The organism is Pseudarthrobacter sp. MEB009 (genome assembly GCF_030208875.1).
Classification (GTDB): Bacteria; Actinomycetota; Actinomycetes; order Actinomycetales; family Micrococcaceae; genus Arthrobacter.
The window spans coordinates 38505-51621 of record NZ_JARVTC010000009.1 but is presented as its reverse complement, the minus strand read 5'-3'; the positions used below and the strand labels follow the sequence as shown (position 1 = coordinate 51621).

General features: G+C 64.1%; 12 protein-coding genes. 7 read left to right on the top strand and 5 right to left on the bottom strand.

Features of this window, described 5'->3' with window-relative positions; all coding sequences use genetic code 11:
• Positions 1–24 precede the first annotated feature (24 nt).
• Positions 25–792 carry a DeoR/GlpR family DNA-binding transcription regulator gene (locus QRN07_RS08715; protein ID WP_056600597.1) on the top strand — a complete coding sequence of 256 codons (768 nt, stop codon included), beginning with the start codon at positions 25–27 and terminating at the stop codon, positions 790–792.
• 56 nt (positions 793–848) lie between these two features.
• Here QRN07_RS08715 and QRN07_RS08710 read toward each other — a convergent pair whose 3' ends face one another.
• The gene (locus QRN07_RS08710) at positions 849–1304 is read right to left on the bottom strand and encodes a hypothetical protein (RefSeq protein WP_285240866.1); all 456 of its coding nucleotides are present in this window, start codon (positions 1302–1304) and stop codon (positions 849–851) included.
• 65 nt (positions 1305–1369) lie between these two features.
• On the bottom strand, positions 1370–1849 hold the full coding sequence (locus QRN07_RS08705) for a nucleoside deaminase (protein WP_285240865.1): 480 nt from the start codon (positions 1847–1849) through the stop codon (positions 1370–1372).
• Between the two features lie 205 nt (positions 1850–2054).
• On the opposite strand from QRN07_RS08705, the gene QRN07_RS08700 reads away from it, so the two are divergent.
• The 3 genes from QRN07_RS08700 to QRN07_RS08690 all read left to right on the top strand — a co-directional run bounded on the left by QRN07_RS08700 (position 2055) and on the right by QRN07_RS08690 (position 5347).
• Complete coding sequence (locus QRN07_RS08700; RefSeq protein WP_285240864.1) at positions 2055–2780, top strand: hemerythrin domain-containing protein; 726 nt, start codon at positions 2055–2057, stop codon at positions 2778–2780.
• Positions 2781–2869: 89 nt separating this feature from the next.
• Positions 2870–4456: an alkaline phosphatase D family protein gene (locus QRN07_RS08695; protein WP_285240863.1), complete on the top strand. Its 1587-nt coding sequence runs from the start codon at positions 2870–2872 to the stop codon at positions 4454–4456.
• A gap of 123 nt (positions 4457–4579) precedes the next feature.
• Positions 4580–5347, top strand: a complete 768-nt coding sequence (locus QRN07_RS08690) for a VldE C-terminal domain-containing protein (RefSeq protein WP_285240862.1) — start codon at positions 4580–4582, stop codon at positions 5345–5347.
• 13 nt (positions 5348–5360) lie between these two features.
• Here the strand turns inward: QRN07_RS08690 and QRN07_RS08685 are convergent, their stop codons facing one another.
• The 3 genes from QRN07_RS08685 to QRN07_RS08675 all read right to left on the bottom strand — a co-directional run bounded on the left by QRN07_RS08685 (position 5361) and on the right by QRN07_RS08675 (position 7828).
• Entirely contained in the window at positions 5361–6773 is a 1413-nt protein-coding gene (locus tag QRN07_RS08685) for an FAD-binding oxidoreductase (RefSeq protein WP_285240861.1), read from the bottom strand.
• 375 nt (positions 6774–7148) lie between these two features.
• Complete coding sequence (locus QRN07_RS08680) at positions 7149–7526, bottom strand: VOC family protein (protein WP_285240860.1); 378 nt, start codon at positions 7524–7526, stop codon at positions 7149–7151.
• An 83-nt stretch (positions 7527–7609) separates the two neighbouring features.
• Entirely contained in the window at positions 7610–7828 is a 219-nt protein-coding gene (locus tag QRN07_RS08675) for a hypothetical protein (RefSeq protein ID WP_285240859.1), read from the bottom strand.
• Between the two features lie 137 nt (positions 7829–7965).
• On the opposite strand from QRN07_RS08675, the gene QRN07_RS08670 reads away from it, so the two are divergent.
• From QRN07_RS08670 to QRN07_RS08660, 3 genes are all read left to right on the top strand, one after another.
• The gene (locus tag QRN07_RS08670) at positions 7966–8127 is read left to right on the top strand and encodes a 4-hydroxythreonine-4-phosphate dehydrogenase PdxA (RefSeq protein ID WP_285240858.1); all 162 of its coding nucleotides are present in this window, start codon (positions 7966–7968) and stop codon (positions 8125–8127) included.
• A gap of 75 nt (positions 8128–8202) precedes the next feature.
• Positions 8203–8976, top strand: a complete 774-nt coding sequence (locus QRN07_RS08665; protein ID WP_285240857.1) for a DeoR/GlpR family DNA-binding transcription regulator — start codon at positions 8203–8205, stop codon at positions 8974–8976.
• Between the two features lie 1336 nt (positions 8977–10312).
• On the top strand, positions 10313–12871 hold the full coding sequence (locus tag QRN07_RS08660) for an AAA family ATPase (RefSeq protein ID WP_285240856.1): 2559 nt from the start codon (positions 10313–10315) through the stop codon (positions 12869–12871).
• Positions 12872–13117: the final 246 nt, after the last annotated feature.

Genomic DNA, 13117 nt, shown 5'->3' with positions numbered 1-13117 from the left:
TATCCCACGGGAAGGAGGCCGGGAATGATGTCTGCGGATGCGCGGCGCGAGGAGATCTACCACCTCGCCGTGACCACCGGCCTGGCGTCCGTGGAGGAGCTGTCCGCGCGCTTCGAGGTGACGGCGTCCACCATCCGTCGCGACCTCGCCTTGCTCAACGGGCAGGGCCGGCTGGCCCGCACCTACGGCGGTGCGATGGCGTTGGGCGCGCACCCGGAGGCGTCGCTGCGGCAGCGCACGGGCGAGGCGTTTGAGCAGAAGCATGCGATCGCCCGCTGGGCGGCGGCCGTGATCCAGCCCGGGGAGAACATCCTGCTCGACGCCGGCTCCACCGTGGGTGCCCTGGCGCATGAACTGCGCGGCTTCGATCGGTTGTCCGTGACCACCCCAGGCATCAACACCATGCAGGAACTCGCCGAGTCCGACGGCATCGAGGTGGACTGTCTGGGCGGCCGGCTGCGCAGCCTTTCGCAGAGTTTTGTGGGGCCGCTGGCCGAGGCTGCGCTGGAACGGATGAGTTTTGACCGGGTGTTCCTGGGCGCCGACGCCGTCACCGCCGAAGACGGCATCTGCGAGGCCGACCACGCCCAGACGCGGCTCAAGGAGCTCATGGCCCGCCGCGGGCGTTCGGTTTACGTTTTGGCGGATTCATCCAAGCTCGGGCTGCGGCCGTTCCACGCATGGGCGCGCCTTGCTCTCCCGTGGACTTTGGTGACGGACGACGGCGCCGACCCCGCCCAAGTGCAGAAGTTCCGGGACGCCGGGGTACAGGTTGAGGTGGCTGCGGTTTAGCGGTTGTTGATCCTGTCGGTTCTTCCCAGCGCGGCCGTGGGGCCGTCAGGGTCTGTTCACCATCGGCTCTTCTTGATGGGTTGTGATTGCGTGTAGGACTCGGGAAGCTTGGTCTTGGCCACCGTGATGCGGAGCGGATCAGGCGATCCGCGGCGGATGCGCACTTTCCGGGCGCGGTAGACAACCACCGACTCCCAGATAAGGTACGCCGCGCCGAGAGCCATCAGCAGGGCACCGAACAGGGTTGCCCATTGCGCCGTCGCCGTCCCCACTGGATTAGTGATGGCGACGTATATGCAGAGGCCGAACATCGGCACCAGAAACACCAGCCCAGGCAGGTTCTGCCACCACCGCGTGCTTCCGTTCGGCGGGCCGCCCAACTCCGTTTTGGTGTAGCTGTGAAGCATTCCCTCGGCAGTCAGATACAAAACCCGCTTTTCACCGCGGGCAAGAGCGGCTTTATGTTCGGCATGCACCGCATCATCGTGTTCCTGGTGGCTGCTGACCGACATGATTCCCCCAACTGTCATATGGCCTCTTCAACGCCCCAGTTTAGGGGTCGCGGCAGGACTCGCGGCTACTCAGCGATGTCCTCCGCCCACAGGTCCGGTTTGTCGGCCTGGAACGAGCGCATCATGTCCACGCAGCGCGGGTCATCCAGGACCACGACGTCAACGCCGCGCGAGCGCAGCAGGTCCAGCTCGCCGTCGAACGTGCGGGCCTCCCCCACCACCACGCGGGGGATCTTGAACTGGATGATGGTCCCCGTGCACATGGCACACGGGGCCAGGGTGGTGTAGAGCGTGGTGTCCCGGTAGCTCTTCTGCCGGCCGGCGGCGCGCAGCGCCGACATCTCCCCGTGCGCGATCGGGTCACCGTTCTGGACCCGTTCGTTGTGCCCGCTGGCGAAGACCACGCCGCCGCGGGCGATGGCGGCACCGATGGGGATGCCGCCTTCGGCCAGGCTCTTCCGGGCGGCCTGGTACGCGGCTTCGAACGCGGGGAGGTCGGTACTGTCCAGTTCCGGCCCGGCGGTTTCATGCTGTTGGTGGGTCATGGCGCCATTGTTGCACGGGCAGATCCCCAGCCTTCGACAGCGAGAAGCCCCCTACCGCGCACCCCGAACGCGTGCCAGCCACTCTCGAGGATGGAAACTGGGCAGACCTTGAGCTAAACGCGCAACCGTTGTGAACCATGGGGCCCAGCGATACGATTTTGGCGGGGAGAGGCCGCGTCTCGATGAAGAGCGTTAGGGGCCTGACATGACTGACTTTTTCACGATGCATCCCGGCGAAACCGCGGCTCCGCTGCCGCCGGGCCCGGTGCTCTGCTCAGGGACCGCGGGCATGCGCCGGATCCACCGTTTCTTCCTGTGGGCGTATGGCGAGGCGCCGGGACTGGTGCGGTCCGCGGCCGCTGGCGATATTTCCCGCGCCGCCTACGTAGGCGAGGCCCTGGGCAACTTCGACATGGTGCTGCACACGCATCACGAGGGCGAGGACCTGCTGATGTACCCACAGCTGTCCGAACGCGCACCCGGCTGTGCCTTGCACATCGGGCAAATGCTCGCCCAGCACCGGCAGGTGACGGAACGGCTGGAAAGTATCGAGCCCCTTCGCCTGCGCTGGATGGAGACCGCTGACATAGCAACCCGCGAAGAGCTCGCGGAGCTTTACTCCGACCTGTCCGCTGTCCTGAACGTGCACCTGCGCCGTGAGGTGACAGAAGTGATGCCGGTGGTGGACAGACTAATGACCGAAAAGGAACTGAAAGCAGCCGCAGAGCACGGCATCCAGCAGTTCGACAAGAAGTTCCTGGTGGGATACCTCGGCATGGTGCTTGCGACGAACCCGCCTGCGGACCGCTTGGAAATGTTCAAGGATATCCCCGCACCGATCCGTCTGGCTTACCGGCTGGTCGGACGCCGGATGTACCGGCGGCAGTACTCTGCACTGTTCCCCGGCCGCGAGGTTCCGGCGACGTTGTGAGCGCCGAATTAACAACTTTTGTCATGCAGTTAACCAGTGATTCATACGATCCTGGGAACTTGGCCAACCGGCCTCCGTAGGTTCGGGGCATGGACAACATTTCGCGCAGATCCCTCCTCACTGCCGGCCTGGGCGCGGGCCTCATCGCCGCCGCTCCCAGTGCAGCCGTCGCGGTTTCGACGGCGGACGACGCCGGCCTCCGCACCTACCCCTTCGCCCTCGGCATTGCCTCCGGCGAGCCGTGGCCGGACGGCTTTGTGATCTGGACGCGCCTTGCGGTAAACCCTGTGGCTGAGGACGGCCTCGGCGGCATGCCTTCACGCAACGTCGCCGTGCAGTGGGAAGTGGCAGAGGACGCCGGGATGCGGAGGGTGGTGGCGCGCGGCGTCGAACGGGCGCGGATCGAGACAGCGCACTCGGTGCATGTGGAGCTCCGGGGCCTTCGCCCGGGCCGGGAGTACTTCTACCGGTTCCGCGCCGGCAAGCACCTCAGCCCGGTGGGGCGGACGCTGACCAGCCCGGCGCCGCACGAGACTCCCGCCGCGCTGGCCATGGCGTTCGCCAGCTGTGCGCAGTACGAGCACGGCTACTTCACCGCGTACAAGCGGCTGGCTGAGGACCACCCGGACCTGGTGCTGCACCTCGGTGACTACCTCTACGAATACAAGAAGGGCAGCTACGTGATCGGCGGCGGCAATCCGCGGGATCATGCGGGCCCGGAGACGGTCACGCTGGAGACCTACCGTCAGCGGCACGCCCAGTACAAGTCCGACGCCGACCTCCAGGAAGCGCACGCGATCGCACCGTGGGCAGTGGTGTGGGATGACCATGAAGTGGACAACAACTGGGCGGACGACGTTCCGGAGAACAGCGACGCCAGCCAGCTGAACGACACCCTCGCTCACTTCCGGCAGCGCCGCAGTGCCGCGTTCCAGGCTTACTACGAGAACATGCCGTTGCGCCCGTCCTCCCTTCCGGCTGGACCGGACATGAAGATTTACCGCAGGCTCCAGTGGGGCCAGCTGGCCAATTTCCACATGATGGACACCCGCCAGTACCGCGACGACCAGCTCGCCGGCGACGGCTGGCAGAAGAATGTGGCCGAACGCCTGGCCGAGGACCGCACCATCACCGGCGCAGAGCAGGAACAGTGGCTGCTGGACGGCTTCAAGGACTCCACCCAGCACTGGGACATCCTGGGCCAACAGGTCTTCTTCGCCGAGCGGGACCGCGCTGCAGCCCTGGACGTTGACGATGTCTCCATGGACGGCTGGGACGGGTACGCCGCCTCCCGCCGTCGTATCACCCAGGGCTGGGTGGACGCGAACGTCCGCAACGCCGTGGTGCTCACCGGCGACGTGCACCGCAACTGGGCCAACGAGGTCAAGGTGGACTACAAGGACCCGGCCTCGCCTGTGGTGGGCACCGAACTGGTGTGCACCTCCATCACCTCTACCGGCAACGGCACCGGATCCACCGCCGATCCGACGATGGCCTGGAACCCGCACCTGAAGTTCTACAACGACAACCGCGGCTACGTGAACACCAAGATCACCCGCGACTCGCTGCAGGCGGACTTCCGCACCCTTGACCAGGTCACGACGCCGGGCGCTCCGGCATCCACGAAGGCCTCCTTCGTGATCCAGGACGGCGTGCCCGGCCTGCAGGCACAGTAAGCGAAGAACCTCTGCGAAGAGGAGACGTACGACGGCGGGCGGGCGCCCGCCGTCGTACGTCTCCGTTGCGGGCGGGATTGAAACAATAGGGGCAGCAGCCAGCAACCAAAGGAGCACCCCAGCATGACCGGCGACCAAACGAAGCGGCACCCGCACCGGACCCGGCGGCTGGTTTTAGGACTCCTCCTGCTCGCAGCGATCGCGTCCACGCTGGTTCTCCTCGGCCCCGGCTTTTTCAGTGGACTGCGCCTCGCGGACGGCTCGCTGGTGCTGCGCCCGGAATGCGTCGTGGAAACCACAGATGGGCAGGTGGGACTCACCCGTGGTGAAGCGAAACGGGCCACCTCTGCTGTGGCGCTTCAGGCCCGCGGGATCGCATCGGCGGACACCTCCGGCATTGACGAGGCGGTGCTGGAGAGGCTGGCCGACGGGCCACCCGCAGATGCGGGTCCTGCACTGACCTGCCGCGGCACAGCCACAAGCGACCTGCAGGAACAGCAATTGGGCGCCGCCGGCCTGACACCGCGTGCGGAGACGTTACGCGGGGCGATGTCCGAGGCGTTCGGCGAGCAGAGCCTGGGCGGGTTCGCTCCGGGTGGTGTTGGTCAGGGACACGGAGCTGACTCGACGCACTACGACGGCCGGGCCATCGACATCTTTTTCCGCCCCGTCACCGAGGAGAACCGGCGTCAGGGATGGATACTCGCGCACTGGCTTGTTGCCCATGCCCAGGACCTGGACATCCAGTACGTCATCTTCGACGACAGGTTCTGGAGCGCCCACAGCCCGCGGGGGCAATGGGGGAACTATGACGCACCCGAACCCGGCAACGAGATCCTTCGTCACCTTGACCATGTCCACGTGGACGTGCTGGGCGGGAGTCCCAGCTAGGCTGCGGCTCAGCTCAGCCGGCAGTGGGCGGGATGTTGTGGTTGATACGGAACAGGTTGTCCGGGTCGAAGCGGTTTTTCAGGGCCACCAGCCGGTCATAGGTTTCAGGGCCGTAGGCCTGCCGCGCGGCGTCCACAGCGTTTTGTCCGGTTTCCACGCCCAGGAAGTTGACGTACTGGCCGTGCCCACCGAACGGCTGCATCAGACCATGGGCCTTCCGGGCGAAAGCACTCAGGCGCTCGTCGTCCGCCGGGTCCTGCCAGAAGCCGTAGATGTTCAGCCAGTATTTCGACGACCGATTCGGAAACGCTGTTTCCCCTTCGGGTACCCGCGCGAAGGCGCCTTCCATGTGGTGGATATCGATTCCGGTCCCGGACCAGGTCACTTCCGAGGCGAACCCCACCAGGACATCGATGGCTGAATCGTCCATCCGGGAGAACGAAATGTTCTTCCAGTAGCCGCGGGAGCCCTTGGGAAAGAGGCTGTCCATGGCAGATTGCCAGTCCACCCAGGCTGTGGGGCCAACTTCTTCCTGGTCCGGCGGTGCGGCGTTGCGCAGTTGCCCGATCAGCTCAAGTCCCGCCTGCTGGTTTTCAGCAACCCACGCAAATCCGATGATCAGCCAGGGCTCATCTCCCATGCCCATGTCGGGCGGGAGCACCAGGAAAGTGACGATTGAATTCATCTCGTCCGGCACATCCTGCGTCCATTGGTCGAATGCCGCCAACGCGCCTTTCCAATGAGCTGGGCGGTAGAAGAAGTTCCCGCCCAGCACGGCAGTGGGGAGGTGCCTGGCCCGGAAGGTGAAGGACGAGACCACGCCGAAGTTCCCACCGCCGCCCCGCAGCCCCCAGAACAGGTCTGCGTTCTGCTCTTCACTCGCGTGCAGGTGCTCTCCGGCCGCGGTGATGACCTCTGCGGAGTCCAGGACGTCCAGGCTCAGCCCGCAGGACCGAGTGAGCCAACCCACCCCGCCGCCGAGTGTCAGCCCGGCTACACCCGTTGCACTGATCACCCCAAGCGGTACAACCAGGCCGTGCTGGGCGGTGGCCCGGTCCACATCCGCCAAGGTGGCGCCGGGCTCCACCGTCACCAGCCGTTGTGCCACGTCCACCTCGACACTGCGCAACTGGCCCAGCTCCAGCACCAACCCGCCTTGAACAGTGCCGTGTCCGGCAATGTTGTGCCCGCCGCCGCGGATGGCCAGCGGCAGTCCGGTGGTCCGGGCCGTGCGCAGCACGTGGTCGATGTCACCGACGGAACCAGCCCGGACCAGAGCCCGCGGCCGCACATCTATCATGCCGTTCCAGACAGCCCGGGCCTCGTCGTATAAAGGGTCGTGCGGTTCGATCACCGACCCGGCCAGGCGTGGACGTAGCGCCTGCAGCGCCAGGTCGATTTCGCCGTCCTGCTGCATGCTAGTCATCGTTCCCTGCTTCCTAGCCATTGGGCGCGGCGGCCCTGGTCCAACAGCGGGTTGGCGCCCGCCGGCGCGGCGCTGCAGGGCGGTCGCTGCCCTGAGCGCTTAGGGGTTTGCAGGGCCGGCGCGGGATGGAAACCCATTGGACCGTTCGCAGTGAGCACAGTGTAGATCCACCCGTGGTGTGGGACAACGGTTCGCGCCATCCTCTGACCACTCTCGTGGAGGACTACCGTCCCGCGGCGTACCCTGCGCCCCGCGGGGGTCGTGCCGCGTCCTGGCTGACGTGGAATGCCTCCGCGACGCTGCCCGTGGCGGGACCTGACGCGGTGTACGTGGCGGCGCATACCGCCGCCGGTTTCCCGGCGTTGACGGACTTCGTTAGGGCTCGAGCCGCCGGCGGAGCAGGCAGAACTCGTTGCCTTCGGGGTCGGCGAGGACGTGCCATTGCTCGTCTCCGGACTGCCCGACGTCGGCCGGCCGGGCACCGAGGGCCAGCAGTCGTTCCAGCTCTGCGGCCTGGTCCCGGTCGATGGGGTTGACGTCAATGTGCAGCGGCAGCCGCCCGGTCCTCGGGTTGGTGCTGGGGCTCAGGATGATGGTGGGCTGCAGGCCGCCGAACCCGACCTCGGGCGGGCCGATCTCGATGGAACCGTCCTCCCGGTCGAGTTCCACATAGCCAAGGACCCCGCACCAGAACGTCGACAGCAGTTCGGGGTCGGCACAGTTGAGGACCAGTTCGCTGATGCGGGAGACCATGCTGCCCAGTGTACTGACGACGGCGGCTGGCTGGTTGTGTTCGTTGACTGCCGGCTGCTTCCAGTCCGGTGTGTGGCTGCCGCTTATGCGAGGTTGATCAGCAGTATGTAGGCGGCGGTTCCGATACCGACGCCGACGAGAGTGAGCCGTCTGCCAAGGAGGTTGGTGGCGGCTGTTAGGTCCACGGTCATAAATGCCGCAACGCCATTTGCGGGTTCGGCTTGCAGGGTGCTCTGCATGGTGGAGGCGGCGAGGATGCGCATGAGCACTGCCAGCAAGGACGGCGCCGGCGAGGAGAACACTGTTTTGGACTACGGCCTGAGGTTTCCGGACCCGACGAATTACTCGCGCGCACTGCGTCGCGCCCACGAACTGGTCATCTCTGGCGTCCCGCGCCCGGAGATCCCCAACGACGTGGCGGATTCGTGGCGCCGCTCCATTGCCCTGGGCATCAGCCCGGACCAGCACAGCCCTCGGCACCTCCGTGGACCACGGCACCGCCTTCGACATTGCCGGGAAGAACATCGCCGATTCCCGGTCCATGGTGGAGGCGCTGCACCAGGCCGCGGAGATGGCCACCCGGCCTGCCGTGGCCGTGTAGTTCCTGGGTTTAATGGGGGCCGGAACTAGCATGGGTAGCGCTGCCACTGCCGTCGCCACGAAAAGGAGGCTGGGAATGATGTCTGCGGAAGCGCGGCGCGAGGAGATCTACCACCTTGCCGTGACCACCGGGCTGGCCTCCGTGGAGGAGCTCTCCGCCAAGTTCGAGGTGACGGCCTCCACCATCCGCCGCGACCTGGCCCTGCTGAACGGGCAGGGCCGGCTGGCCCGCACGTACGGCGGGGCGATGGCCATGGGCGCGCACCCGGAGGCGTCGCTGCGGCAGCGCACGGGTGAGGCGTTCGAGCAGAAGCATGCGATCGCCCGGTGGGCGGCATCCGTGATCCAGCCCGGCGAGAACATCCTGCTCGACGCCGGCTCCACCGTGGGTGCCCTGGCGCACGAGCTGCGCGGTTTCGAAAAGCTGTCCGTCACGACGCCGGGCATCAACACGATGCAGGAACTGGCCGAGTCCGAGGGCATCGAGGTGGACTGCCTGGGTGGCCGGCTCCGGGGCGTCTCGCAGAGTTTCGTGGGGCCGCTGGCCGAGGCCGCGCTGGAGCGGATGAGCTTCGACCGGGTGTTCCTGGGTGCCGACGCCGTCACCGCCGAGGACGGCATCTGCGAGGCCGACCACGCCCAAACCCGGCTCAAGGAGCTCATGGCCCGGCGCGGGCGTTCGGTTTATGTGTTGGCGGACTCGTCCAAGCTTGGGTTGCGGCCCTTCCATGCGTGGGCCCGGCTGGCGTTGCCCTGGACGTTGGCGACGGACGACGGCGCCGACCCCGCCCAGGTGCAGAAGTTCCGGGACGCGGGGGTACAGGTTGAGGTGGCTCAGGTCGACGGCTGAGAAAATGTTTTTAGAACACCGGGCAGCTGCGCCCATAAGAGGTACTTCATCCTTGCCCACCGCCGCCCGTGCAGGTATTTGCTAGGCCGGGGCTACTGGTAACCGCTCCATCACGCCAGCGCCGTTACTTCCTTAGTTTCAGAATCTCGCCCGCGCTGCATGTGTCCGCCCCGCTATGCGGCCGCCACCCACCATTTATATGCCTAATGCGCTGCTTATGGCTGCGATAGCAGCAACTGCGGCGGGAGCACCAGCTGCAACAAGCCGTCGGCGCCCAACGTGTCCGGCTCGCTAGTTCTGACAAAGGCAGTCGCAGTTCGGCTGACTGCGCCGCTGTTGTTCCGGCTTCGGTCTCCTCATGCTCAGAGACGGCGGTCGAGCGCTTTAGCATCTTTACCGAAAGCCTTCGTAATCTGGGCCAGCGGAGCGCCGCCGTTCCGCGTCACTTGAATGGCACCTTGGCGGAGCTCCGACCACGCGCCATGGGCTTGGTCAGTATGCTTTCCACGAGCACCTAACTTGCTGGATCAAGGACTCAACAAAACGGCGGACGTTCCACTCTTGGAATCGGGCGACTTAGGCCATCGTCCACGTCTCTATTGCGCTAGCCCTGTAATGTGCTATTCCATGTTCTCGCATAGTCTTCCAAATTGGGCTGAAGCAGTAAGCGCACTCACCTCACTCCTCACGCTTCTGGCAGTTGGCCTCGCCGCAATCCAAATCCGTCACGTAGACCGGCAGATGCACAGAGAGCACGAGATGCAGTATCTGCTTCGATTTTGGCAGCTTATGGATCGCCGCTCACGAACACTTAAGTTAAAGATGCGTGCCACACGCGACGATAAGATCCTGCTTCAGGAGTACTTGGGTCTTTGCGAGGATCAGGTTCAGCTTCGACGACTCGGCCGCGTAACTGATCACACCTGGGAGTTCTGGAAGCAGGACATAAGAGCTATGTGCGTGTCTCCGCCCGTTGCCAAGGAACTAGCGAGTTCGAACATCGAGGATTACCCGCACCTGCGTTCTCTCCTCGCCTCACCGACATATGACCCCATTAAACGCAATCGAATGTGGCGATTGTGGAATGGTCTTTAAGTCACACCAGATGAGTTTTAGTCATAGGTAAGTAGAAAAACAGCTGTTTTGATTCACAGCAATTCATATTGGGCAGCTTCATGCCCCGCCCGAATCCTCAAGTGCTCCCAGTCGCTCAAGTGAGTTCCCATAATGAATGGGATGCAATCATTCATGAGGCGGCTACGTTGGGCATCGGTAGCCTTGAGGAGCAGCCCGCGATGCCGACTAAGCAATGCCCACCACGATAGAACGAGACAGAGTGACCGCTTACCAAGACCTACTCGAATGGATTGCGACCCGACCCTGGTGGCAGCAACGCGCGCTGGCACGCATCGCAAACGGCGAAAAGATAGACGAGAACGAGTATGAGGAGATCGCTAAGAGCCTGTTCGCGGAGCCGCCTGTTGCTCCGGACGGGGGCTGGCTCGCATCGGTCGCTGCCCCTCAGAACGCCAATGACGAACCCGTGCGGATCATGTCTGTCAAAGGAGTGGCGAACGTAAATCAACTTGCCGAGAACCAGGAGCTGACGTTCGCGCCCGATGGTCTGACCGTGGTGTACGGCAACAACGGCAGCGGGAAATCCGGCTACGCACGCATCCTGCAGTCCATGGTGCGCGCACGTCATCGAGCAGACATCCTCCCGGACGTCTTTGCTGAATCTCCGGGAGAGAAGTCGGGCCAGGTGACGTTCCTAATCGGGCAGGCGGAACACACTTCGTTGCTCGGATCCAACGCCGATCCTGCCCTCGGAAGGGTCGCCCTTTACGACGAGCACTGCGGGGACACTTACCTCAATTCGGAAGCCGAGATCTCCTACCGACCTTCGGCGGTGCAGCTTCTTGACGACCTCTCAACAGTGACCGCCGGAGTGCGACGCGTCATCGACGGATGGAAGGCCCAGAAAGGTGTTCCCGGAGCTCTCCCCGACGTCAACGACGGAGGATCGGCGGCGGCGTTCCTGAGGGCACTCACGGCCAATGCGACGGACGCGGAGATCGCAGCGGCCACCGCCTGCCCTCACGACGTTGATCAGAAGCTGAGCTCTCAGGTCGAGGAAGTGGCGCGACTCCGGACCGCTGATCCTGGGCAGGAGAAGCAGAAGCTGCTCCGCACGGCCGATGCAGTAAATCTGGTCGCTGACCACCTGTCCGGCCTCGACCGCTCATTCGGTTCCGCGCTGCACGAGAAGATCAAAGGGCTGCGCGATAGCGCCAGGTCGGCTCAGGAAGCAGCGGACGCCGCGTCCTTGACCACGTTCGGAGACGAGCCCCTCGCAGGCATCGGATCGCGGGTCTGGAAAGCGCTGTGGCAAGCTGCGGAGAAGTACTCGCTCGTTGCCTACCCAGGACACGACTTCCCGCACGTCGACGACGGAACAGTCTGCGTCCTTTGCCAACAGTCCCTTGACGGCGGAGGGGCCGCACGGCTGAAACGGTTTCACGAGTTCGTCTCGGACACGACGGCGAAGGACGCCGAGGCGGCCAAGAGGGAGCTCGAAGTCGTCCTCGCGGATCTAGACCGGCAGCCGGTCGAGAGCCAACGGGTCGCCGTCGCCATCGCAGCGGTAGAGCAGACAGAACCCGGCTTCGCCGCGCGGGTCCAGCCGCTTTTCGACGCATTCCGTTCACGTCAGGCAGCCATAATCGCCCATGAACAGCCGGTGGACTTAAGCGTCGCCGCCAGCATCACCGCACTGGCCACCCACGAGAAGAGCCTCCGCGACAAAGCCGCCTCAATTGATGCCGCTGATTTCGCAGAACGTCTCGCTCAGGCCCAAACCGAAGAGAACCGGCTGCGCGACCAAATCGCGATGCGGGACGGATACGCCCAAATCAAGTCGGAACGCGCCCGCTTGCTCGAGTGCAAGGTACTCAACGATAGGTTCTCCGAAACGAACACGCGAGCAATCACCGACAAAGTGGGCGAGCTGACGAAGAAGTACGTGACCGAAGAAGCCCGCGACCGCTTCACCCGCGAAACCGACCGGCTCGAACTGGAGCGAGTCACATTCAAGGCAACCAGGTCGCGCCAAGGAATGGGCCTGCTCCACAAGGCCGACTTCTTGAACGCACAGGCAGGGGTGCTCCTCGGTGAGGTGCTCTCCGAAGGCGAGCAGACGGCGCTCGGCTTCGCCGGTTTCTTGACCGAAGTGCACTTCGACACAAGCAAGTCGGCGCTGGTGTTCGACGACCCTGTGTCCTCGCTGGACCACATGAGGCGCGAGGCCGTAGCCAGCCGGATCATGGACCTTGCGGAAGAACGGCAGGTAATCGTCTTCACGCATGACATCGCTTTCACGATGTCCCTTCGCAAGGCCGCAGAAGCAGCGGACGTCCCCTTCGCGACCCGCGGCATCGAACGCAAGCGCAAGATTGGTCCAGGTTTCACGACCCTCAAGCATCCCTGGACCGCACAGGATGCCGGTCAACGCGTCGATACGCTGCGGCAAGAGGTCGCAGCGCTGCGACGTTACGAAGAAGGCATGTCCGATTCGGACTACCAGCGCGCCACCGAGGAAATCGCGGGTCATATGTCCCAGACATGGGAAAGGATCATCAGCCAAGTACTAGCCGAGCCGCTTGTGGACTATCGAACCTTGGAAGTCCGGGTCGGGAAACTTAGAGTCGTCGGCCGAGTTACTCCCGACGACATCAAGACGTACGACGATTCCTACAGCAGAATCTCTGGTTGGGCGCCCCGTCATGATCCGCACCCCGAGCTAAACTACACGCCGCCATCGGTGGATACCCTCAAAGCCGAGATCGATGTGCTCGATATGTGGTTGAAAATTGTCAAGAAGTACCAAGCGAACTGAAGTTTGAGCTGAACGGAATGTCCTCTTTGGTTCGTCGATCTAGTTTCAGAACACATAAAACAAAACCGTGTTTCAGGCACCATTTGAATCCGCTTCAGCGCACAATCAGTTGCGAGAGATGGCGCAGCACGTGGTGACCAACAAACTTACGCCAGAGGCAGACTCAAATTCTCCGGTAGCTCGGTCAATCACCTAAGCCCGTGTCTTGGTTCTGGGGCCGTGGCGCGGATTCTTTGCCAGCACCGA

What these genes read in the sequence shown, in the direction of transcription:
- QRN07_RS08685 (WP_285240861.1), bottom strand. Translation starts at nt 6,773, where the DNA reads ATGACTAGCATGCAGCAGGACGGCGAAATCGACCTGGCGCTGCAGGCG.
- QRN07_RS08700 (WP_285240864.1), top strand. Translation starts at nt 2,055, where the DNA reads ATGACTGACTTTTTCACGATGCATCCCGGCGAAACCGCGGCTCCGCTG.
- QRN07_RS08665 (WP_285240857.1), top strand. Translation starts at nt 8,203, where the DNA reads ATGATGTCTGCGGAAGCGCGGCGCGAGGAGATCTACCACCTTGCCGTG.
- QRN07_RS08715 (WP_056600597.1), top strand. Translation starts at nt 25, where the DNA reads ATGATGTCTGCGGATGCGCGGCGCGAGGAGATCTACCACCTCGCCGTG.
- QRN07_RS08690 (WP_285240862.1), top strand. Translation starts at nt 4,580, where the DNA reads ATGACCGGCGACCAAACGAAGCGGCACCCGCACCGGACCCGGCGGCTG.
- QRN07_RS08695 (WP_285240863.1), top strand. Translation starts at nt 2,870, where the DNA reads ATGGACAACATTTCGCGCAGATCCCTCCTCACTGCCGGCCTGGGCGCG.
- QRN07_RS08710 (WP_285240866.1), bottom strand. Translation starts at nt 1,304, where the DNA reads ATGTCGGTCAGCAGCCACCAGGAACACGATGATGCGGTGCATGCCGAA.
- QRN07_RS08705 (WP_285240865.1), bottom strand. Translation starts at nt 1,849, where the DNA reads ATGACCCACCAACAGCATGAAACCGCCGGGCCGGAACTGGACAGTACC.
- QRN07_RS08680 (WP_285240860.1), bottom strand. Translation starts at nt 7,526, where the DNA reads ATGGTCTCCCGCATCAGCGAACTGGTCCTCAACTGTGCCGACCCCGAA.